14 protein-coding genes are annotated in these 23,447 nt (G+C 36.1%); 10 read left to right on the top strand and 4 right to left on the bottom strand.

Translation table 11 applies throughout. The features are described 5' to 3' along the window. Positions 1-54: 54 nt before the first annotated feature. Complete coding sequence (gene purL, locus NQ163_RS10580) at positions 55-3,744, bottom strand: phosphoribosylformylglycinamidine synthase (protein ID WP_268190301.1); 3,690 nt, start codon at positions 3,742-3,744, stop codon at positions 55-57. A gap of 512 nt (positions 3,745-4,256) precedes the next feature. Between purL and mce the strand changes: the two genes are divergently transcribed. From mce to NQ163_RS10555, 5 genes are all read left to right on the top strand, one after another. Continuing rightward, complete coding sequence (gene mce / locus NQ163_RS10575; RefSeq protein WP_110361930.1) at positions 4,257-4,661, top strand: methylmalonyl-CoA epimerase; 405 nt, start codon at positions 4,257-4,259, stop codon at positions 4,659-4,661. 122 nt (positions 4,662-4,783) lie between these two features. Next, positions 4,784-6,340 carry an acyl-CoA carboxylase subunit beta gene (locus NQ163_RS10570; protein WP_268190300.1) on the top strand — a complete coding sequence of 519 codons (1,557 nt, stop codon included), beginning with the start codon at positions 4,784-4,786 and terminating at the stop codon, positions 6,338-6,340. A 17-nt stretch (positions 6,341-6,357) separates the two neighbouring features. Further along, positions 6,358-6,702 carry an OadG family protein gene (locus NQ163_RS10565; RefSeq protein WP_268190299.1) on the top strand — a complete coding sequence of 115 codons (345 nt, stop codon included), beginning with the start codon at positions 6,358-6,360 and terminating at the stop codon, positions 6,700-6,702. 4 nt (positions 6,703-6,706) lie between these two features. After that, entirely contained in the window at positions 6,707-7,129 is a 423-nt protein-coding gene (locus tag NQ163_RS10560) for a biotin/lipoyl-containing protein (protein WP_110361928.1), read from the top strand. A 33-nt stretch (positions 7,130-7,162) separates the two neighbouring features. Continuing rightward, positions 7,163-8,797 carry a sodium ion-translocating decarboxylase subunit beta gene (locus NQ163_RS10555; protein ID WP_268190298.1) on the top strand — a complete coding sequence of 545 codons (1,635 nt, stop codon included), beginning with the start codon at positions 7,163-7,165 and terminating at the stop codon, positions 8,795-8,797. A 395-nt stretch (positions 8,798-9,192) separates the two neighbouring features. On the opposite strand, the gene NQ163_RS10550 is transcribed toward NQ163_RS10555, so the two are convergent. From NQ163_RS10550 to NQ163_RS10540, 3 genes are all read right to left on the bottom strand, one after another. Next, positions 9,193-9,417, bottom strand: a complete 225-nt coding sequence (locus tag NQ163_RS10550) for a (2Fe-2S)-binding protein (RefSeq protein ID WP_268190297.1) — start codon at positions 9,415-9,417, stop codon at positions 9,193-9,195. Between the two features lie 113 nt (positions 9,418-9,530). Then, a complete protein-coding gene (locus NQ163_RS10545) occupies positions 9,531-10,310 on the bottom strand; it encodes an HD domain-containing protein (RefSeq protein ID WP_268190296.1) in 780 nt (259 codons plus the stop codon). A gap of 204 nt (positions 10,311-10,514) precedes the next feature. Further along, positions 10,515-11,978, bottom strand: a complete 1,464-nt coding sequence (locus tag NQ163_RS10540) for an aminoacyl-histidine dipeptidase (protein WP_268190295.1) — start codon at positions 11,976-11,978, stop codon at positions 10,515-10,517. 362 nt (positions 11,979-12,340) lie between these two features. On the opposite strand from NQ163_RS10540, the gene NQ163_RS10535 reads away from it, so the two are divergent. The 5 genes from NQ163_RS10535 to NQ163_RS10515 all read left to right on the top strand — a co-directional run bounded on the left by NQ163_RS10535 (position 12,341) and on the right by NQ163_RS10515 (position 23,437). Beyond that, the gene (locus tag NQ163_RS10535; RefSeq protein WP_268190294.1) at positions 12,341-15,511 is read left to right on the top strand and encodes a SusC/RagA family TonB-linked outer membrane protein; all 3,171 of its coding nucleotides are present in this window, start codon (positions 12,341-12,343) and stop codon (positions 15,509-15,511) included. Positions 15,512-15,529: 18 nt separating this feature from the next. Further along, complete coding sequence (locus NQ163_RS10530; RefSeq protein WP_268190293.1) at positions 15,530-17,137, top strand: RagB/SusD family nutrient uptake outer membrane protein; 1,608 nt, start codon at positions 15,530-15,532, stop codon at positions 17,135-17,137. A gap of 28 nt (positions 17,138-17,165) precedes the next feature. Then, positions 17,166-18,044 carry a hypothetical protein gene (locus NQ163_RS10525; protein WP_268190292.1) on the top strand — a complete coding sequence of 293 codons (879 nt, stop codon included), beginning with the start codon at positions 17,166-17,168 and terminating at the stop codon, positions 18,042-18,044. Positions 18,045-18,585: 541 nt separating this feature from the next. Beyond that, positions 18,586-21,834, top strand: a complete 3,249-nt coding sequence (locus NQ163_RS10520) for a SusC/RagA family TonB-linked outer membrane protein (RefSeq protein WP_268190291.1) — start codon at positions 18,586-18,588, stop codon at positions 21,832-21,834. Positions 21,835-21,853: 19 nt separating this feature from the next. Next, a complete protein-coding gene (locus NQ163_RS10515) occupies positions 21,854-23,437 on the top strand; it encodes a SusD/RagB family nutrient-binding outer membrane lipoprotein (RefSeq protein WP_268190290.1) in 1,584 nt (527 codons plus the stop codon). Positions 23,438-23,447: the final 10 nt, after the last annotated feature.

The raw sequence follows: 23,447 nt of genomic DNA, 5'->3' as shown, positions 1-23,447 counted from the left end.
ATAAAAAAAATGCCCCTGCATGGCAGAGGCATTTAAAGTATATTTCAAATGAGATTATTTATTTTCAATAATCCAGTTTTTAGCATTTACGAAAGCTTCAACCCATGGAGTTAGTTCATCTTCCATTCTATTTTCGTCGTAATATGCCCAGTTCCAAGGATAAGTAGCACGCTCTAAGTGAGGCATCATAGCTAAATGACGACCATCGTTCGAAGAGATTGCTGCTGTAGCAAATGGAGATCCATTTGGATTGGCAGGATACTGATTGTAAGCATACTTCATAGGAATGTTGTACTCTTCTTCGGCATATGGTAAATCGAACTTACCTTCACCGTGAGCAACCCAAATTCCTAATTTACTTCCTGCAAGAGAAGAAAGCATTACCGAGTTGTTGGCTGGTACTTCAACGCTAACAAATCCCGATTCGAATTTGTGAGAGTTGTTATGAAGCAGTTTTGGATGCTTTTCATGCTCTGGATAGATCAATCCTAGCTCAGAGATCAACTGACAGCCGTTACATACACCCAAACTTAAGGTATCAGGTCTGCTATAGAAGTTGTCAAGAGCAGCTTTTGCTTTTTCATTATAAAGGAATGCTCCGGCCCAACCTTTAGCCGATCCTAAAACGTCAGAGTTAGAGAAACCACCAACAAATACGATCATATTTACATCGCTAAGATCTTCACGGCCAGAGATCAAATCTGTCATGTGAACATCTTTCACATCCATACCAGCCAAATGCATGATCCAAGCCATTTCTCTATCTCCATTCACACCCTTTTCACGGATGATAGCAGCTTTAACACCTGACAAGTCTTTTCTCTTAGGATCGATACCGTATTGAGCGAATTTACCAGTGAAGTTCTCAGGGAACTTGTATGTTAATTCATTCTTCTTATAGCTTTCGAATCTTTCCAATGCAAGATCTTTGCCTGATTGGTTACGATCCAATAAGTAAGAAGTCTTGAACCAAAGGTCACGTAAACTTGCAATATCTAAATTGAAAGATTGATCATTTTTAGCAATTGAAAGTTTTCCAGCTTCAGCAGGAGAACCAATAAAGTGGAAACGAAGACCATTATCAGCAAGAGTTTTGCTAACAGCATCCTTGTCCGCAACCTGGAAAATAACACCTGGATTCTCGCTGAAAAGTACTTTAATTAAATCTTTCTCTTCAATCGAGCTTAAGTCGATGTTCGCACCTAAATTGTTGTCAGCAAAACACATTTCCAATAAAGCAGTAATCATACCGCCGGCAGAAATATCGTGCCCAGCCAATACTTTTCCATCAAGGATCAATTGCTGTAATGTTTCAAATGCCTTCACAAAGTAATCTGCATCGGTAACATCAGGAGTTTGCTTGCCTAGTTTGTTAACGATTTGAGCAAAACTACTACCACCCAGTTGGAAATCATCTTTAGAGAAATCAAGATATACCAAGTGAGAGTTTGCATCATTTTTCATTACCGGAGAAATCATCTTTTTGATATCGATAATCTCACCTACAGTTGAAATGATTACAGTTCCCGGAGAGTAAACAACATCATCTTGTCCATACTTTTGAGTCATGGAAAGTGAGTCCTTACCAGTTGGAATGTTGATTCCCAATTTAATTGCAAAATCACTGATAGATTCAACGGCATTGTACAAACGAGCATCTTCGCCTTCGTTTTTACATGGCCACATCCAGTTTGCAGAAAGTGAAATTCCTTTCAAACCTTTCTCAATTGGAGCCCATACCATATTGGTTAACGATTCAGCTACCGACAAGCGGCTACCATTTTTAGAATCAACCAAAGCAGCTACAGGAGTGTGTCCAATAGAAGTTGCAATCCCTTTTTCACCCTGGAAGTCGATAGCAACTGCACCAAGGTTATTCAATGGTAATTGTAAAGGTCCAGCACATTGCTGCATTGCAATTTTACCTGTTACCGAACGGTCAACTTTGTTTGTTAACCAATCCTTACAAGCTACTGCCTCTAATTGAAGAACATCCTCTAAATATTCTTCAAATTTGTTAATATCATATGAAACAGCTTCGAATCCTTCATTAACTGTCTTGTCATTCATGATTGTTTTTGGTGGTTTACCAAACATTTCAGAAAGTCCAAGGTCAATAGGATTTTCACCTGTCTTTTTATCTTCAAAAGTAAATCTCATATCACCAGTTGTTTCACCAATCTGATAGATAGGAGCTCTTTCTCTCTCTGCAATTTTAGTCAAAAGCTCAACATCTTTTTCCTTCATTACCAATCCCATTCTTTCCTGAGATTCGTTACCTACAATCTCTTTTGCAGATAGGGTAGGGTCACCAACGGGAAGGGCATTCAAGTCAATCTTTCCTCCGGTTTCCTCAACCAACTCCGAAAGACAATTCAAGTGTCCACCTGCACCATGGTCGTGGATAGAGATGATTGGATTCTCATCAGCCTCAGCCATTGCACGAATCGCATTACATACACGTTTTTGCATTTCAGGATTCGAACGCTGAACGGCATTCAATTCAATGGAGTTATCAAATTCTCCGGTTGCAACCGATGAAACGGCTCCACCACCCATTCCGATGCGGTAGTTATCTCCACCAAGCAGAACCACTTTATCACCTTTTTCAGGAATATCTTTTTGAGCTTGCTCCAAACGACCGTATCCGATACCTCCGGCCTGCATGATTACCTTGTCGTAACCATACTTTTTGTTGTTTTCGAAGTGCTCGAAAGTAAGAACAGAGCCAACAATAAGTGGCTGTCCGAATTTGTTACCGAAGTCAGAAGCTCCATTTGATGCCTTAATAAGGATCTCTTCAGGAGTTTGATACAACCACTTTCTTGCTTCAGTTGCATTTTCCCAATTTCGAGATGCTTCCAAACGAGGATATGAGGTCATATAAACTGCAGTTCCAGCCATTGGAACAGAGGCTTTACCACCCGCAATTCTATCACGAATCTCACCACCGGTACCAGTTGCAGCACCATTAAATGGTTCTACCGTAGTAGGGAAGTTGTGAGTTTCTGCTTTAAGCGAGATTACAGTTTCAATATCCTTGGTATAGAAAAAATCTGCTTTGTCGTGTGAGAAAGGAGCAAATTGCTCAGCTTTAGGTCCACCAAGGAAAGCACAATTGTCTTTGTATGCAGATACAATTCTGTTGTGGTTTTCTTTTGATGTCTTTTTAATTAATTGGAATAATGAAGATTCTTTTTCTTCTCCATCTATAATAAAGGTGCCATTAAAGATTTTATGGCGACAGTGTTCTGAGTTTACTTGAGAAAAACCGAATACCTCAGAATCTGTTAATTTTCTACCAATTTTTTCTGAAACATCATTCAAGTAAGAAATTTCATCAGCACTTAATGCTAAACCTTCTTGTTGATTGTATTCTTCAATATCATCAATGTAAACAATTGGCTCTGGTTGCTTGTTAATGGTATAAACTTCCTGATCCAGGCCTTTATACATCGACTGAAGCATAGGGTCAAAATCAGCTTTGTCGGAATCAACAAGTATGTATTGCTCTATTCTTAGCAAACCGTCAATTCCCATGTTTTGAGTGATTTCCACAGCATTTGTACTCCAAGGAGTAATCATTTCTTTTCTTGGACCCACAAAAATTCCATCAAGTGTGTCTTGATCTAATTTTTCTGCATTACCAAACAGCCACGATAGCTTGTCAAGATCTAATCCATTCAATTGGTTTGTTGTCTGAACAACAAAGTGTACTTCGTCTTTTTTGAAGAATAAAATCATCTTAAAGTCAACTTATAAATTTATAAAACTGGTTGAATGTTGTTTCAAAGTGCAAATATAAATAAAAGACTTGCATTATTGTCTTTATTTATATGCTGATTTATTTGAATAATCAAGAATAATTTTCCGTATAGCTAGTAAATAAATATCGTAGGTGTTCTCGCCCAATATTTTGTCAAAATAGAACCGGAGTTTTAGCTCTTTAATATGCTGCAGAGATATGTTTTGTAATAGTAAAAATTTTGTCATTTAATTTGAAAAAAACATTTTCCTTTGGAGTGCAATTCAAAATGACGTTTAATTCTGCAAAGGTTTTCGAAAAAAATATATGAAATCGTTATCGTAATACTCGAATTAAAGTGTTATTTTATTGAAATTCAACAAGTAAATAGGTTTTTTGGTCGTAAATCAAGAATATGTTGAAGAACAACTTTAATAATGTTCAAGATCATTGACCAAAATTTTTTGATTAGATATTTTTGTCCAAAATAAATTTTTAAAAATTAACTAGTATGAAACCAACGCATATTGAACATATCGGTATCGCTGTAAAAAGCTTAGAAGAAGCAATTCCATTTTATGAAAAAGTATTGGGATTGGAGTGTTACGCAATTGAAGAAGTTGTTGATCAGAAGGTGAAGACTGCTTTTTTTAAAGTTGGAGACGTAAAGATCGAGTTGTTGGAGTCTACAGATCCTGAAGGACCAATCGGAAAATTTGTAGAGAAAACAGGAGGTGGTATGCACCACTTGGCTTTTGCTGTTGAAGACGTACAAGAAGCATTGAATGATGTTCAGGAAGCTGGTTGCCAAGTAATCGATAAAGCTCCTCGTGGCGGTGCTGAAGGTTTGAAGATTGGATTCTTACATCCAAAATCAACCATGAGAGTATTGACAGAGCTTTGTGGTGAAAAATAAAAACTCATAATTACATAAAAACTCAATAATTATAATATACTAATTAACGTGAGCTCGAAATAAATTTCTAAGGATGGAATTTTAGGTCGGACTCACGTTAAAATAATAACTCAATAAAAGTTATGGCTAGTCAGGATAAGATTAAAAAATTAATTGATTTAAGAGCAGAGGCTAAGCTTGGTGGAGGTGAGAAAAGAATCGAATCTCAACACAAGAAAGGCAAGTATACAGCTCGCGAAAGAATCGACATGCTTCTTGATGAAGGAAGTTTTGAGGAATTCGACATGTTCGTAAGTCACCGTTGTACTAACTTTGGTATGGAAAAAACCAAATTCTTAGGGGATGGTGTTGTTACAGGACAGGGTACAATCGATGGACGATTGGTATTTGTATTCTCTCAAGATTTTACTGTATTTGGAGGTTCATTATCGGAAACCTTTGCGCAGAAGATTTGCAAAATCATGGATATGGCAATGAAAATGGGTGCGCCAGTTATCGGTTTGAACGATTCAGGTGGAGCTCGTATTCAGGAAGGTGTTACTGCTTTGGCAGGATATGCTGAAATCTTCGAAAGAAATATTCTTGCTTCTGGGGTTATTCCTCAAATTTCTGCAATTTTTGGTCCATGTGCAGGTGGTGCTGTTTATTCTCCAGCATTGACAGACTTCATCATGATGACTGAAGAGAAATCATATATGTTTGTTACCGGACCTAAGGTTGTAAAAACTGTAACAGGTGAAGATATTACAGTAGAGGATCTTGGTGGAGCTAAAATGCACGCTTCTAAATCAGGTGTTTCTCACTTCATGTTGGAAGATGAGGAAGAAGGTATTGCTATTATTCGTAAGTTGTTATCTTACATGCCTTCAAACAACTTGGAAGAAGCTCCAATCGTAGCGAGTAACGACCCTATTGATAGAATGGAGGACGTTCTTAATGAAATTATTCCTGACAATCCTAACATGCCTTACGATATGAAGGATGTTATTTATGCAATTGCTGACGATGCAGAATTCCTGGAAGTTCACCGTCACTATGCTAAGAATATCATCGTTGGTTTTACTCGTATGGGCGGAATGTCAGTAGGTGTGGTTGCTAATCAACCAAACTTCCTTGCTGGTGTTCTTGATATTGAATCATCTAGAAAAGCGGCTAGATTTATCCGTTTCTGTGACTGTTTCAATATTCCAATTTTAACATTGGTTGATGTTCCTGGATTCCTACCTGGATCAGGACAAGAATTCGGTGGTATCATTACTCACGGTGCGAAATTAATGTTCGCTTATGGTGAAGCTACGGTACCAAAAGTAACTATTACTCTTAGAAAATCTTACGGTGGTGCTCACGATGTAATGTCTTCTAAGCAACTTCGTGGTGACTTGAACTACGCTTGGCCAACTGCTGAAATTGCAGTAATGGGTGCTAAAGGGGCGATTGAAGTACTTCACGGTAGAAAGCTTGCTGAACTGAACGATGATGAAAAAGTGAAGTTCATTGAAGAAAAAGAAGTTGAGTACAATGAGGCATTTGCTAATCCTTACAATGCTGCTTCTTACGGTTATATCGATGATGTAATTGAGCCAAGAAATACTCGTTTCCGTGTGATTCGCGCATTCCAGTCTCTACAGACTAAGAAGTTGGTGAATCCACCTAAGAAGCACTCTAATATTCCATTGTAAAAAATAGCACTATGATGATGAATTTATTATCTATAGGAAGTCAAGGAGGATGGACAGTAGCATTAGTAGGGTACTCAATTGTATTTGTTGCATTGGTACTTTTAGTTATTGTTTTCACCAATTTGCCTAAACTTCTACAGCTTAATTTAAGAAAGAAGCTTGTAAAAGAAGGTAAGCCTTGCGCAGAAGTTGATGATTTAACAGTTGAAGGAAACGTAAATGCAGCTATTGCAATGGCTTTGCATATGCACTTCAATCAATTGCACGATGAAGAAAGCAATATCATCACAATTAAAAAAGTTACTAAGAATTATTCTCCGTGGAGTTCTAAGATTTATGGAGTAAATAATCAACCAAGATAAAAAAATGAAAAAGTTCAAATTTACGATAAGAGGGCAGGAGTACGATGTAGAAATCAAGGATTTTGAAGGATCGAATGCCAAAATTGAAGTGAACGGAACTAGCTATGATGTAGATGTACATGTTGAAGAAAAAGCAACAAAAACTCCTACACTAGTTCGCAAGCCTGTTATAAACAAGCCAGGCGAAGGAAAAATTCAAAAAGGTGGTGCTGGAGCAACTGCTGTTAAGGCTCCACTTCCAGGTAGCATTATTAAAATCAACGTTGCTGTTGGTGATACCATTAACCCAGGTGATACTCTGTTGGTAATGGAAGCAATGAAGATGGAAAATAATGTTATGGCTGAAAAAGGAGGTACTGTTAAAGCCGTTAAGGTTGCAGTAGGCGAAAGTGTACTTCAGGACGATGTTCTTGTTGAAATTGCATAACATTTTTGAATTTAAAGTCAAAGAACTGACACAATGAGAAAACTTTATACATTGGTATTCTCGATGATTTTGATAATGGGGTTCGCAATAAACTCTATTGCTCAAGATCAAGGGGATGCAACAGCTAAACTAACAAGCGGAAAATGGGTGAACCACGCTGATGGTTATATTCCAAATCCTATTGGTGAATCGAAAATAACGGTAAAACGTTACAAAACTATCGAGTTCAAGAAGGATAATACCTTTACAATGGACTCTATTAAGCAGAGATTTACTGGTCATTGGGTGCTAAATGGTGCTAAATTAACGATGACTTTTAATCCTAAAAAAGTTACTCACTTGCATAAGAATACTGACCCTAACTCAGGTTCAAATGCATATGTAACAACTTCAGAAGTTCTTCAAATTGCTGAAAGAAATGCAAAAATTGAAGGTGACTTTCTAAACTTTGGAAACCCTGTATTAGATAGCGAGCACAATTCAAGTGCCGTAGTTGGGTTGAAAAACTTTTATGAGTTTACCGGATTTGCAAACGTTACGGCAGGAAACTTATTAATGGTTCTAATTGGTTTGGTATTCATTTTCTTAGCAATTAAATATGATTACGAGCCATTACTACTGATTCCTATTGGTACTGGTATTATTATTGGTAATATTCCAATGTTCCAGGCCGTTGACTTCAACTTAAAGTTGGGTATCTACGAACCAGGATCAGTAATGAATATTCTATACTCCGGGGTTGTGAATGGATGGTATCCGCCACTGATATTCTTGGGAATTGGTGCAATGACCGACTTCTCATCCTTGATCTCGAATCCAAGGTTGATGGTATTGGGAGCAGCGGCTCAGGTTGGTATTTTTGCTACTTTCCTTGGTGCTCTTTGGTTAGGATTTGCTCCACCGGAAGCGGGTGCAATTGGTATCATTGGTGGTGCTGACGGTCCAACGGCTATCTTCCTATCGTCGAAACTGGCAAATGGTATGAACGTTATGGCCAATGGTGAGACAGTGAAGAACTTGATTGGTCCTATTGCGATTGCAGCTTATTCATACATGGCATTGGTACCTGTAATTCAGCCTCCAATCATTAACTTGCTTACAACCAAGAAGGAAAGAAAGATTAAGATGAAGCCACCTCGTGCGGTAACTCGTCTTGAAAAGATTATTTTCCCTATTGTAGGTTTGTTGCTGACTGCATACATTTCACCAACGGCTCTACCTCTATTGGGTATGTTGTTCTTTGGTAACTTGTTAAAAGAATCAACTGTAACGAACCGTTTGGCAGATACTGCAAGTAATGCATTGATTAATACCATTACAATCTTATTGGGTGTTACTGTAGGTGCTTCTACTCAGGCTGACGTGTTTTTAACTGCTGACTCAATTATGATCTTCGGTCTTGGTGCTGCCTCATTTATTGTAGCAACTGCTGGTGGTGTGATTTTCGCTAAAATCATGAACTGGCTTTCACCAAAAGATCGTCCTATTAATCCTATGATTGGGGCTGCAGGTGTATCAGCTGTGCCGGATAGTGCACGTGTAGTTCAGAATATGGGACTACAGAATGATCCAACTAACCACTTGTTGATGCATGCAATGGCTCCTAACGTATCTGGGGTAATTGGTTCAGCAGTAGGTGCTGGTATCTTATTGAGCTTCTTAATGTAGCCAAATATCTATAGTTAATATATCAAAGGGGCTGTCGTGTTATCGACAGCCTTTTTTTTTATGGTTCTTATCGGATACGTAACGATTTCCATCTTGCTTGGAACAGCTTCATTGGGATAAGAGTGCTTCTCATTAGTGGTCTTGCTTTCGGGTTTAGAGCTTATCTATTGGAACAATAAGTGGTTATCTCGGGGCTTTCAGAAGGTTTAACCTTTTCAAATATCCGATTTTTTTATATTGAAGGGATGTTATATATTTATAACAACTAATTATATCAGATGTAAAAATGGTTTTAATGGGAGAGGCGAAAAGGATGTGGTTTTTTCGTTTCTCCTGTTTCTGTTTTTATGCATTAGTACAAATAAAAAAAAAGCTTCGAAAATCGAAGCTTTATATTACCATAGTTTAAATCTATTACCTTGAGTACTTTCTTCCTTTTTAACGATTTTAGGAACTTCTACGTCTAAAATACTATTTATGTACGACATACACTTTCCACATCCCGTATTAGCTCCTGTGTATCGTCTGATTTCTTCTATTGTAGTGGCATTTTTATCGTGAATTGCTTTATCTATTGTGTTTCTGTCTACCATTTGACAGTTGCAAACTATATCTCTCATGTTAATCTGTGTTTATATATAATTCTGATGTAAATATATATATTCTTCGATTTAAAACAGAGAAATAAAGTAATTAATTTAAAGTAAATCTAAATAAAGATATGATGAGATGATTATAGGTTGTTTTCCAGATAGATTTTCATTTGTCTGTACATATCAATAACCTCGTCTTTTTTAGGTAATGACTCGTAGATTTTTTTTAGATAGTTCTTTTCGCTTACCACTTTAAAGCTCTTTTTAAAGTTTAAATCGTAAACCCACGACATTTGATGTAGCTTTTGCTCGTTAAGTGTAAGAACATCCTTTTTGCTAACCACCTTTTCGTCCATAACCAATTTATAAACCATTTTTGAGATTTCTGGTTTATCTGCCAGCTCCATTTCTAATCTTTTATTAGCGCCAGGCTTATATTCGGTATAGTACTTTGAAAGAATGTTTAGAATGTCTATTCTATCAGCATCTCTAAGTAGCTTAAGAAATGTTAAAGCATTTTCGTTTACGGATTTAGGTAAGTTATCGATATCATGATAGCGAATGCATTCGAAAATGATTTGTGCGGTATCTTCTTCGAGTTTTCCAAGTACATTTTCCGATTTTAAAAGATCGATTCCTAAATCGATATGGTTATCCTGTTCGTTATCCGAGAAAGTTTCGTGTTTCAATAATTGCTCGAATCTTCCAACATCATGCAGGAGAGCAATTGTTTTAGAAATTAATAACTGTTCATCATTTAATTCACATTCTGATGAAAGTTCTGTAATGAGCTCAACCGTATTAAAAGAATGATTTCTTTTAAGGTCAAAGTTCAATTGAATTTCTTCATTCTCGCTTGAAAAACTGTTCGAGTATGTTTCAAACCAGGATTCTATATTTTGGTAAATTTCTTGATTCAAGATGTGTGTGTTAAAATAGCACGCAAAACTACATCTTTTCTATAAAAGCGGAAAGAATTTGTACAATAGAATTGATAAGGATTTGACCAATGTTCATGTTTCATGACAAGAGGCTAAATCCTTTGGTTTAATACTTAAATTTTCACGATTTGAGATTGAAAAAATGCGACCAATTATTGATCGCATTATCTGAATTATCGTTTTTTAGTTTGTAGGCATATTCTGAATGATATCCACCAAATGCTGCCAGAATTTCTCTACCGTTTCGATATTAATTCTTTCATCAGGAGAATGGACATCTCTTAAAGTAGGTCCAAATGAAATCATATCCATCTCTGGATATTTTTCCAGGAATAAACCACATTCTAAACCAGCATGAATAGATCTTACTACCGGGTCTTTACCAAATAGCTTTTTGTAAGAATCTACTGCAACCGTTAAAATTTCCGAATTAGGATTTGGGGCCCATCCAGGGTAACCATCGGTATGTTCGATTTGAGCTCCTGCCAATGTTAAAGAACTTCCAACCATTTGAGCGATATTGTATTTTTCACTATCCACATCGCTTCGTTGTGAAGTTGTGATTTGGATTTTACTGTCATCAATAAATTTTACTGAAGCTAGGTTGGTTGATGTTTCAACCATACCTGGCATTCTTGAGCTCATGGTAAAAACTCCGTGCGGACAAGCATAAATAGCATCCATTAAATTATTGCTGGTATCGACATCTATCACAAAATCTGGTTTTTCAACAGACTCTAATGTAATTTTAAGTTTAGGCTCGTAAATTTCCCAAACATGTTCCATTTCTGCAGCGTAAATGTTCAAGTCAGCTCTAACATTTTCTTTAAATTCTGAAGGTATGGTAATAATAGCATAAGCTTCACGAGGAATTGCATTTCTTAGATTACCACCATTAAATTCGTTAATTCGAATATGGTATTTCTTGTTGATCTGCCATAAAAATCTATTCAGTATTTTATTTGAATTTCCTCTGCCTTTGTTGATTTCGTCTCCTGAGTGACCGCCAAGTAATCCCTTTACATCAATTCTAATGGCGAAATGTCCGTTTGGAACCTCCTCTTTTTGATATTCCATATTGGCTAAAGTGTCAATTCCTCCGGCACATCCAATAAAAATTTCGCCTTCGTCTTCTGAATCCAAATTCAATAAGATTTTCCCATCAAAAAAACCTGGCTGTAGTGCAAACGCACCAGATAAACCTGTTTCTTCATCTACAGTAAAAAGACATTCTATAGGACCATGTTCAATATTATTAGATGTAAGAAGAGCCATTTCTGCAGCCATACCAATGCCATCATCGGCACCAAGAGTAGTTCCTTTTGCTTTTACCCAGCCATTATCAATCCAAGGTATAATAGGATCTGTGTCAAAATTGTGAGCTGTATCATTGTTTTTCTCACAAACCATATCCATATGCGATTGCAAAACCACTGTTTTCAGATTCTCTTTTCCTGGAGTAGCTGGTTTTTTAATTAAAACATTGCCAATCTCATCTCTTTTAGTTTCTAAATTGTTCTTCTTTCCAAACTCAATTAAAAACTCAATTATCTTTTCTTCTTTTTTAGATGGGCGGGGAACCTGACAAATGTCTTCAAAGTGTTTCCAAACTTCCTTAGGTTCTAATTTGTTTAATATATTTTCCATTGTTGTTTAAATTTTTTTTCAAATGTAAGAATAAGTAATTGTAATATCTCCTCAAATTGTATTTCAATAAATGGTCTTTTATTAATTAACGATATTTTTTTACTCTGAATATAAAAAAAGAACTAATCTAATTAAGAAGTAAAATATAATTTGTTTGTGAATGATTTATAGTTTTTTAAACATTAAATTTTCTCAATTATTTAAAGAAAAAAAACACTAAACATGATAAAAGTCATATGTTTCTGTGGTTTCAGAGGTCTGTTAAAATTTGTTAAAAACTATAATTGCATTATATTTATAATCTCAAATTACCATTAACCAGATAGAATCTTTACTTAATTACTAACTAAAAAGTTTTTTTTATGAAAAAAATGATTGGACTGTTTGTATGTCTATTTATAATAGGTATGCAAATGGTAAATGCACAAAGTAAACAGATATCAGGTACTGTAACAAGTGCCGAAGACGGACTGGGGATGCCAGGCGTATCTGTTGTTATTAAAGGTACTACTATTGGGGCTAGTACTGATATTGATGGTAAATATTCCCTTAAAGCTGATCCATCGGATGTTTTGATGTTTAGTTTTGTAGGAATGGTTACCCAAGAAATTACAGTGGGAGATCAAACTGTAATTAATGTTGTTTTGGAATCTGAGTCCATTGGTATGGATGAAGTTATTGTAACCGCTTATGGTACATCAACAAAAGGAGCTTTTACAGGATCTGCAGCCGTAATGGACGCGGAAGTTCTTGAAAAGCGTCAAGTGTCAAATGTTTCTCAGGCATTGTCAGGTTCTGTTGCTGGTGTTCAGGTTTTAAGCAATAATGGTCAGCCAGGTGCGGAAGCTACTGTTAGAATTCGTGGTGTTGGCTCCATTAACGCAGGATCAAATCCATTATACGTTGTTGATGGTATTCCTTTTGATGGAGACCTATCTTCTATCAGTTCAACTGATATTGAATCGATGACAGTATTGAAAGATGCTGCTTCTACAGCTTTGTATGGTGCTCGTGGTGCTAATGGTATCATCATGATTACAACCAAAAAGGCTAAGGCTGGAAAGACAAAAATAAATTTTGACATGAAGGTCGGTGTGAATTCTCGCGCAATTGAGAATTATGATGTAATGACCAGCCCACAGAATTACATGGAAACTGCATACAAGGCCATTTATAATGCAGGTATTTATAATTTAGGATTATCGCCAGAAGCAGCAAATGCTTATGCAAATTCTACAATTGTTACTGATACTGATGGAGGTCTTGGTTACCAGGTGTATACTGTTCCTGATAAGGAGTTGTTAATTGGTACTAATGGTAAATTAAATCCTAATGCAACATTAGGCTATAGTGATGGTGAGTATTATTATACTCCTGACGATTGGGCTGATGAAACATTTAAAAATAAAACAAGACAAGAGTATAATTTGGCAATATCTGGTGGTACTGACAAGAGTACTTATTATATCTCTTTAGGTTATTTGGATGATAAAGGAGTAGTTGATGGTTCTGGTTTTGAGCGTTTTTCTGGACGTTTTAAAGGAGATCATCAGTTAAAAGAATGGTTAAAAGTTGGGGCAAATGTAAATATCAATAAGATTACAAGTGATTACCCTGGAGAACAAACATCTACAAGTTCTAGTGGTAATGCATTCTTTGTTTCTAACTATATCGCACCAATTTATCCGATGTATGTTCGTGATCCGGAAACGAAGCAAATTGTTTCCAATAATGGACGTAAAGTTTATGATTATGGAGATGGTGAAAGTACAAATATGGACCGTTCGTTTATGTCTATTGCAAATCCAGCTGGAGATTTGATTTACAATAGAACGGATTACCTTATGGATATTGTAAATACTACATGGTTTGCAGAAATTACTCCAATTGATGGATTAACCATTACTGCTCGTTATGGTTTAAATGTTGACAATACTCGTTACAATGATTTGGGTAACGCTTATATGGGACAAAGTGCTTCGTATGGTGGTACTGCTTGGAATCAGCAAACAAGAACTCAAGGGTTTAATCAGCAGTATGTAGCAAACTATCAGTTTGATGTAAATGATATTCATCAGGTTGATATTACAGCGGGTTATGATGGTTATGAATATGAAACGGAGTATGTTTATGCTTCAGGACAAAACTTATATAATCCAGAAAATTACTATGTAAACAACGCTATCGATCAACTTAGAGGTGGTGGATCAAAAGATTCATATGCAACCAAAGGTATGTTTGGTAGAGTGAATTATTCATACAATGATACATATTTCTTTAATGTAGCTTACCGTCGTGATGCATCTTCACGTTTCCATCCAGATAACCGTTGGGGTAACTTCTACTCTGCTAGTGCTGCTTGGATTCTTTCCAATGAGTCATTTATGGAGTCTATTGATTGGATTAATATGCTGAAACTAAAAGGTTCTTACGGAGAGCAAGGTAATGATGCTATTGGTAACTATTATGCTTGGCAGGATCAATTTGAGGTTACAGGTTCTGATGGTGTTTTTTCTGATGCAACTTTGGCATATAAAGGAAATCCTGATTTAACATGGGAAACATCGACATCTTATAATATTGGTGTTGATTTAGCTTTATTCGATAATAAATTGTCTGGTGCCATTGAGTATTTTGGTCGTAAGTCAAGTGATATGCTTTATTACAGACCGATGTCTGCTATTAATGGTTATACTTCTATTCCAATGAATATTGGATCTATGACCAACTCAGGTTTAGAAATTGATTTGTCTTATACAATCTTTAAAAATAGTGATATAACATGGTCTGCAAGTGCCAATGCAACATTCCTTAAGAATGAAATTAATGAATTGCATCCTGAATTGGGTGGTCAATTAATTGACGGTTCAAGAATTTATGAGGAAGGTGAATCAATGTATCGCATGTACCTGGTTGATTATGCCGGTGTTGATGAAACCAATGGTAAAGCTCTGTATTGGGCAGAAGATGAGGAAGGAAATAGAATAAAAACAGATGATTATTCTGTTGCAACTGATTATAAGGTAGCTTCTGACGATTTATTACCAACAGTATATGGAGGATTTGGAACTACTATCAATGCATTTGGTTTTGATGCTTCTGTACAATGTTCATATCAGTTGGGTGGTGAAATATATGATTCTGGATACCGTCGCTTAATGCATGGTGGTACATCAAGTGCTGCTGGTCAAAACTGGCACAAAGATATTTACAATGCCTGGACTCCTGAGAATACAAACACAGATGTTCCTCGTTTGAATGCGATTGATAAATATGCAAACTCTACATCAACTAGATTTCTTACTAGTTCGGATTATTTAAGTTTGAACAACATTACTGTAGGTTATACATTACCTCAGGAATTGGTGCAGCAACTAAAGCTTGAGAAAGTACGTATTTATTTAGCAGCTGATAATGTTGCATTATGGTCAAAAAGAAAAGGTTTAGATCCACGTCAAAGCTTTACTGCAGCTTCAACAGCTCGTTACACGCCAATTAGAACAATTTCTGGTGGTATTAATTTGACGTTTTAACAATTTTAAAGGATAGATATGAAAAAAATATATAGATATGCGTTTATTGCATCCGCTTTGTTTGCTTTTTTCGGATGTGAAGACCTGGATACTATTCCCGAGGGAGATAATGTAACTACGGAGCAAAAGGAAGAAGTGGTTCTAAATGACCCTTCCAAAGCTCAAGCTGGTGTTAATGGTATATTTGCTCAATTTTCTCAGATGACACCTAATGAAGACGCATTAGGAGCTAGTCGACACAATGATTTTGGTTATCCATCTGTAATGCTGTTTTCTGATGCCAATGGTATGGATGTAGTTCAGGAGGATAATGGTTACAATTGGTCTGGAAATGACTTGGATTATACGGATCGTATACATACTTCAAATGAATGTCAAATTATTTGGAATGACATGTATTATATGATCAGAGGTGCCAATAATGTGATTGGATCTATAGATCCTGAAACTGATGATGAAACTATTCAATTTTATCTTGCTCAGGGTTTGGCGGCACGTGCGTTTAGTTATTGGAATTTGGCTCAATTATTTCAGTTTAATTATGTAGGACATGAAACGGCTCCTTGTGTGCCAATTATTACCGAAAAAAATGCCAAGGAGATTGCTGATAACGGTGGAGCACCTCGTGCTACAGTTCAGGAAGTATATGATCTGATATTGGCTGACATTAATAAAGCAATTGATTTGTTTACAATTGCTGAAGGAAAAGGCATTAAACGTGATGATAAGCGATATATTAATTTGGCTGTAGCTTATGGACTTCGTGCACGTATTAATTTGACCATGCACAGATATAGTGAAGCAGCAGCCGATGCAACAAGTGCAATTGCTGAATCTGGTGCTGCACCATCAAGTATCAAAGAAGCTAGTGATCCAGCTTTTTGGACTGTTGATGAATCTAATTGGATGTGGGGTATTATTATTTCGGAAACTGATGCTGTTGTTAATTCTGGGATTGTAAACTGGATTTCACACATGGGTTCTTTCAATTATGGTTATTGCTGGTACAATGGTGGAAAGCAAATCAATAAAGCACTTTTTAATACCATTGCAAGTACTGATGTTCGTAAAGGATGGTGGCTTGATGGAGATGGTAATTCAGATAATCTTACTGATGAAGAAGCTGATGTAATGGCTGAAAAAAATTATCCTGCTTATACACAGGTGAAATTTGCTCCATACAAAGAAGAGCTTAGAGCTTCTACAAATGCAAATGATATTCCTTTAATGAGAATTGAAGAGATGTATTTGATCAAAGCAGAAGCAGAAGCAATGAGTGGAGGTGATGGTAAAACAACACTTGAGAACTTTATTAATAACTATAGAGATCCTAGTTATGTTTGTCCTGTATCAGGTACTGATATTCAGGATGAAGTATATCGTCACCGTAGAATCGAATTATGGGGAGAAGGTTTGAATTGGTTTGATATCATGCGTTTAAATAAAGATGTTGATCGTAGAGGTGGTGGATATCCTAATGCAAGTATGGTTTTCCATATTCCTGCAGGAAGCGATATTTTATTATGGAGACTACCAGAAGCGGAAATTGAAGCTAACTCTTTATTAACAAATGCTGATAATAACCCTTCTGCATCAGTTCCAGAACCGGTTGCTGATGTTGATTAATAGTGTTTTACAGTTTAAAATTAAACATATGAAAATTAATAATATATATATAACAGCTTTGTTGCTGATTGCAGCGTTGTTTGTAGGCTGTGATGAATATGAGGATACAGTAGAGGCGAGCCCGAGTGTCGAAGGTACAAAAGCGATTCGCTTTGCTGACGAAAATCCAACAGATGTAAAAGTTTATTTGGCAATAGACAATACATTTTCATTAACTATTAAACGTGATGATGTCTCTTCTGCTTTAGATGTACCTGTTAAAGTGATAACCAATGAAGAGAACATGTTTTCAATTCCTGCTAATGTATCTTTTGCTGCAGGTGAAAATACTGCTGAATTAAGTATTGTGTTGAGTCCAGGTTCGGTTATTGATCAGGCTTATGATATTGAACTGGAATTTGCTGATGAATATTATACGAATCCATATAAAGTGGAAATTCCTACTTATAGCGGTCAGGTTACACAAATATACTATTGCCCTCTTGACAATGGAATTAATGACCTTGAAGGATCATGGGGTGGTACTGATGGTACTCATTGGCAATCTACTATTACAACAGCACTTGTTGATGGTAAACTTACAATAAGTGGTATTAGTGAAACAATGATCGGTCCTGGTTTTTGGCAAGAAACAATAACAGAAAGAGGAACTGTTGTTGTGGATGTAAATATTGCAGCCGGAACCATAAGTATCCCAAGACAATATATCTATACCGCTCTGTATGATGGAGAACTATCTACATATGAAATTAAAGGTACTGGTGTGTGGTCTAATTGTGAGGCAACTCCAACTATGTTGATTGAATATGACATATATTATGAAGGAGATGCTGTAGGTATTGCTGGTAATTATGGAGCAAATAACTTAGGCTATACCGTCTTTACTGCTGACATACATTTAGAATAAATGTGAAGAATAAACAACTAAGCTGTGGTGGATAACACATAGATTAAAGGTTTAGTTATATGAATAGGGGCAGATCCGTTTGGATCTGCCCTTTTTCGTTTTATTTAATGATTGATTTTAATCTATGAATTATTACTAATACAAATAAATTTTTCATTTGAATTTTGCATTAACACCTAAAGTAAAAAAGGGGTATGAAATTATTTTTTATAAAAATCTGTAAAAATAGATAGCTTGTGACATATGTTAATATGTCTGCGTTTTTTTTTAGTAGTAGATGTTATTATTAGATCATTTGTACATTCATTTAATCAATTGTTTAAATGAATGTACAATTCCGATTATTATAAAATCATAATCAAAGTAAAAAGTAATGGTAACTAAACAAAATGTTTGATAATTTATTACGTAATCGTTTGAATATGCATGCGTTTAGATGTGTTAAAATTTGTTAAAACCAATTAAAGTGCTATTTTTATCCTCAAGAATTACCATTAACCATTTTGCATCTTTACTTAATTACTAACTAAAAAGTTTTTTTATGAAAAAAATGATTGGACTATTTGTATGTCTTATTTTTATGGGCTTACAAGTAGTAAATGCGCAAAGCAAACAGATTTCTGGTACAGTTACCAGTGCTGAGGATGGTCTAGGCATGCCTGGAGTATCTGTTGTTATTAAAGGTACCACTATTGGTGCTAGTACCGACATTGACGGTAAATATTCCTTAGAAGCATCCCCTGAAGACGTTTTAATGTTTAGCTTCGTAGGTATGGTTACCCAAGAAGTTACAGTAGGTCAAAAAACTGTAATTGATGTGGTTTTAGAGACTGAATCTATTGGAGTAGACGAAGTTGTTGTTACTGCATTAGGTATTACTCGTGAGAAAAAGGCATTAGGTTATGCTGCACAAGAAGTAGGCGGAGATGAATTGAATCAGATACAACAATCCGATGCTGTTAGTGCATTATCAGGACGAGTAGCAGGTGTACAGATTGCCTCATCTGGAAATATGGGAGGTTCTAGCCGAATTCTTATTAGAGGGGCTAACTCAATTACTCAGGAAAATCAACCTTTATTTATTGTAGACGGAGTTCCAATGGATAACTCTAACTATAATGCTGGTGGTGCTGCTTCTGGTGGTGGAGGTATTGACTATGGTAACATGTTGAACGATATCAATGCAGATGAGATCGAAGATATTTCTGTTTTGAAAGGAGCTGCGGCAGCTCTTTATGGTTCTCGTGCTGCTAATGGTGTTGTCTTGATTACTACAAAAAGTGGTAGCAAAGGGAAGAAGGGATTTTCTATTGATTTCAGCCAAAGCATGAGCTTCGAAACAGTAGCTACAATTCCTGAAATGCAGAAAAAATATGGTGGAGGTTCTATCGTTTCTGATGATGCTGGTGGAGTAAATGGTTTCGCAACAGTTACTGTTGGTGGACAAACTTACTTACATCCACAATATCAGGTTGATGAATCATGGGGACCAAGATACAATCCTAATGTGAACGTTGTTCATTGGGATGGTTTTAATGAGGATGGAACAGTTAAAGAAACCAGACCTTGGGTTGCTCCGGCTAATGACGTTGAGGACTTTTGGGAAACAGGTGTTACTTCAACTACATCAATTGGTATCAATAAGTCAGGTGAAGATTACGGTGTACGTTTAGCATATAAATACACTGATGTTGACGGTACCATGCCTAATTCATCACAAAAGAAACATGACTTTAAGGTTTCAACCAGAGCAGATCTTACCGATAAGTTATCAGTTAATGGTAGTATAACTTATGTGAGAACAGAAGCAATGGGACGTCCGGAAATTGGATATGGTGATAACTCAGTAGGTCAGAAGTTTTTCCAGTGGGGACAAAGACAATTGGATTATAAGAGATTGAAGAACTATAAGACTTCAACAGGTGAGCCTATTACATGGAATAGAAAATCATTTACTGATCCACATCCTAAGTACGCTGATAACCCTTATTGGACAGCTTATGAGAACTATTCTGACGATATGAGAAATAGATTCTATGGTAATGTATCTGCTTCTTATGAAATTATAGAGAATCTTCTTGTTAAAGGTAGTGTTTATGGTGACTACTATAACTTCACAATTCGCGAGAGAACTGCAGTAGGTTCTCAGGCAACTCCGTCTTATTACGAGGCAGCCAGAGAGTACAGTGAATTTAACTATGAAGGAATTGTATCTTATTCGAAAAAAATTAATGATTTCGATTTATCTGGTTTAGTTGGTGCTAATCGCAGAGATGTAAGATTTGATTTATTACGTGGGCAAACATCGGGTGGTCTTGTAGTTCCTGGCGTTTACAACCTATTAAACTCGGTTGACCCTGCATTAATGAATGATTTCACAAGTGAGAGACAAACAAATTCTGTTTTTGCTCAATTTGCAGTAGGTTATCGTAACATGCTTTTCTTAGAAGCAACTTATCGTACTGACTGGTCTTCTACTCTTCCAGGTTTTGAGAATAAATATTCTTACCCTTCTATTTCAGGTAGTTTTGTATTCTCAGAATTACTTCCAGATATTACCTGGTTAAATATGGGTAAATTGAGATTAGGTTGGGCAGAAGTAGGTAATGATACTGCACCATATAATGTTCAAAAAACTTACGAATACAATGGTGATGGTGCATTTATGAACACACCACGTCTAGGTGTTCCAGATGATTTATTAAATGAAAATTTAAAGTCTGAGACTACAAGATCAAAGGAAATTGGACTTGATTTGAACTTATTTAACAATCGTATTGATTTAAGTGCAACTTATTTTGACAATACAACTTTTGATCAAATTATGCCATTGCAGCTTTCACAGGCAACTGGATACGCAAGTAGATTTATTAATGCCGGTGAAATGACAAATAAAGGTATTGAGATTGCATTAGGTGTTACTCCAGTTCGTACTAAAGATTTTGAGTGGAATGTAATGTTCAACTATACTAAGGTTAACAACAAACTGGAAAAGTTATATAATGACCTGGAATCATTAGATATTCAGAGAGCTCCATTTGGTGGTGTTTTCTTGAGAGCTAGTTTAGGTGATACTTACGGTACGTTATGGGGAACTGATTTCCTTTATGATGATGCTGGAAATAAAGTAATTGGCTCTAATGGTTATTATGAGTCTACATCAGATCTTGTTCCTCTTGGTTCAGTATTACCTGATTTTACTTTAGGTATCCGTAACGGTTTCTCTTATAAAAACTTCGACATGAATTTCTTGATTGATATTCGTAAAGGTGGTAAGTTTTACTCACTTTCTCACATGTGGGGTATGTACTCAGGTATGTATAAGGAAACAGCAGGTGTAAATGATAAAGGTAATGAAATTCGTGATGCAGTAGCAGATGGCGGAGGTCTTCGTCTTGACGGTGTTACTGGTGATGTAGTTTGGAATGAAGATGGAACTTACACTGTTTCTAATACAGCAGCAAATGAGAAGTATGTTTCAGCTGCAGGATGGGGTGCAAGACACTATCATGGTTTTGGATACCCAAGTGCTCAATCTGTATTCGATGCTGACTATGTGAAGCTTAGAGAAGTAACTATTGGTTACAATATTCCAAAGAGTTTCCTTAATGGAATTTTCAATAGTGCTAGAATTTCTGTGTACGGTAAGAATTTATTTACATGGGGCTTGGCTAAGAAAGGTTTCGATCCAGAAATGGCTGCAAATGGTTCCGGTAATGTTCAAGGTTTAGAAGGAGGTTTACAGCCAATGTTCAGATCTTATGGTTTTAACTTGAAATTAAACTTTTAGACATTAAAAAATGATGAAAATGAAAAATATTAAAATATTACTTGCGTTCAATCTGATTCTGTTCATGGTGGCGTGTGATGTGGATTATTTTGAGAATCCTAACGAACCAACCACTGTACCTACAGCAGCATTGTTTAATAACAATATGAAAAGAGTTGTTGATGCAACTCAAGACACATGGTTCTCTGGTCGTTTTACCTATGCAACAATGCAATATTGGCAACAATCAGAATATGGTGATGAAGACCGTTATGTATATAGAGAGTCTATGAGACAAACTCAAAATACTCTTTATGAGATAGCTGAAAACTTTAGAGAAATAATTCGCTTAAATGAAAATGAAAGTACAATGTCTTCTGCTGCGGCATCTGGAGACAATCAAAATCAAATAGCGATTTGTCGTATCATGCTTGCCTGGACCTTTAATTTAATGACTGATACTTGGGGTGATATTCCTTATTATTCATACGGAACTGAGGATCCTGATTTCCAAGCGTTAAGAGTTTCTGGTTTTGGAGATGCTGAAGCTATTATTAGTCCTGTTTATGCTACTCAAGCTAAAATTAATGAAGATATCCTAAAGGAACTTCAAGCTGCAGCGAACCAGTTAGATGAGTCGAAGACTGGAATCAGTGGTGATAATGTATTTGGTGGAGATGTTGCAAAGTGGAAAGTATTTGCAAACTCACTTCGTTTAAGAATAGCTAATAAAATTAAAGGTGCAAATGCTACATTGGCAAATACGCATATTGCAGATGCAATTGCTTCAGGTGTTTTTGCTGCAAATAGCGATAACGCTATGTTCAAATACGAAAGTGGAGATAAGAATGCTTCACGTATGTACAGAGCATGGAATGTATCTAACCGAAGTGATTTCGCAGTAGGTCATAGTTTCATCAACTTACTAAAAGGTGAAAACTTAGTAGATCATACACATACTACTATAACTGCTGGTGCAAATGCGAATCCGTTTTTAGGAATTATTGATCCTAGAATCCATGAGTATGCACAGAAAAATAGTAATGGTGATTATGTTGGAATGTTCATTTCTGAAAGTTCTGCAGAAGCTGCTACCTTTACTATTGAATCTTTACCAGGTGTTGATATTATCGATAAGCCTGATTTTGCAGAAACATTGATGGAATATGCTGAAGTTTGTTTTATTCAAAGTGAATTAAATGGATGGGATCAAACTTGGTACGAAGCTGGTATTCGCGCATCTATGGAAAAATGGGGTGTAAGTGAGGCTGATATTACAGATTATCTTGCAGCTGTTCCTGCAGCAAATGAGGAAAATGTTTTAACACAAAACTATATTGCTTTATATATGCAAGGACATACTTCATGGATGAACTATCGTCGTACTGGATATCCTAAAACATTAATTCCTCCATTTGCAGAATATAGTGTTTATGATCCAACTGCTGACACATGGTTAGATAAAGTATTTACTCCATTGGTAGAAGAGGTAACTGATCTTCCTTACAGAATGAGATACCCTGCACAAGAGCAAACGCTAAACGGTGCAAACCGTAAAGTTGCTGCAGACGCATTAAGTAACGGAGATGTAATTTATTCTAAATTATGGTGGGATGTTGACTAATATAGTCAAT

This window comes from Marinifilum sp. D737 (assembly GCF_026672275.1).
GTDB lineage: Bacteria > Bacteroidota > Bacteroidia > Bacteroidales > Marinifilaceae > Marinifilum.
Note: the sequence above shows the minus strand (reverse complement) of the source record. Positions and strands in the feature narration are given on the sequence as shown.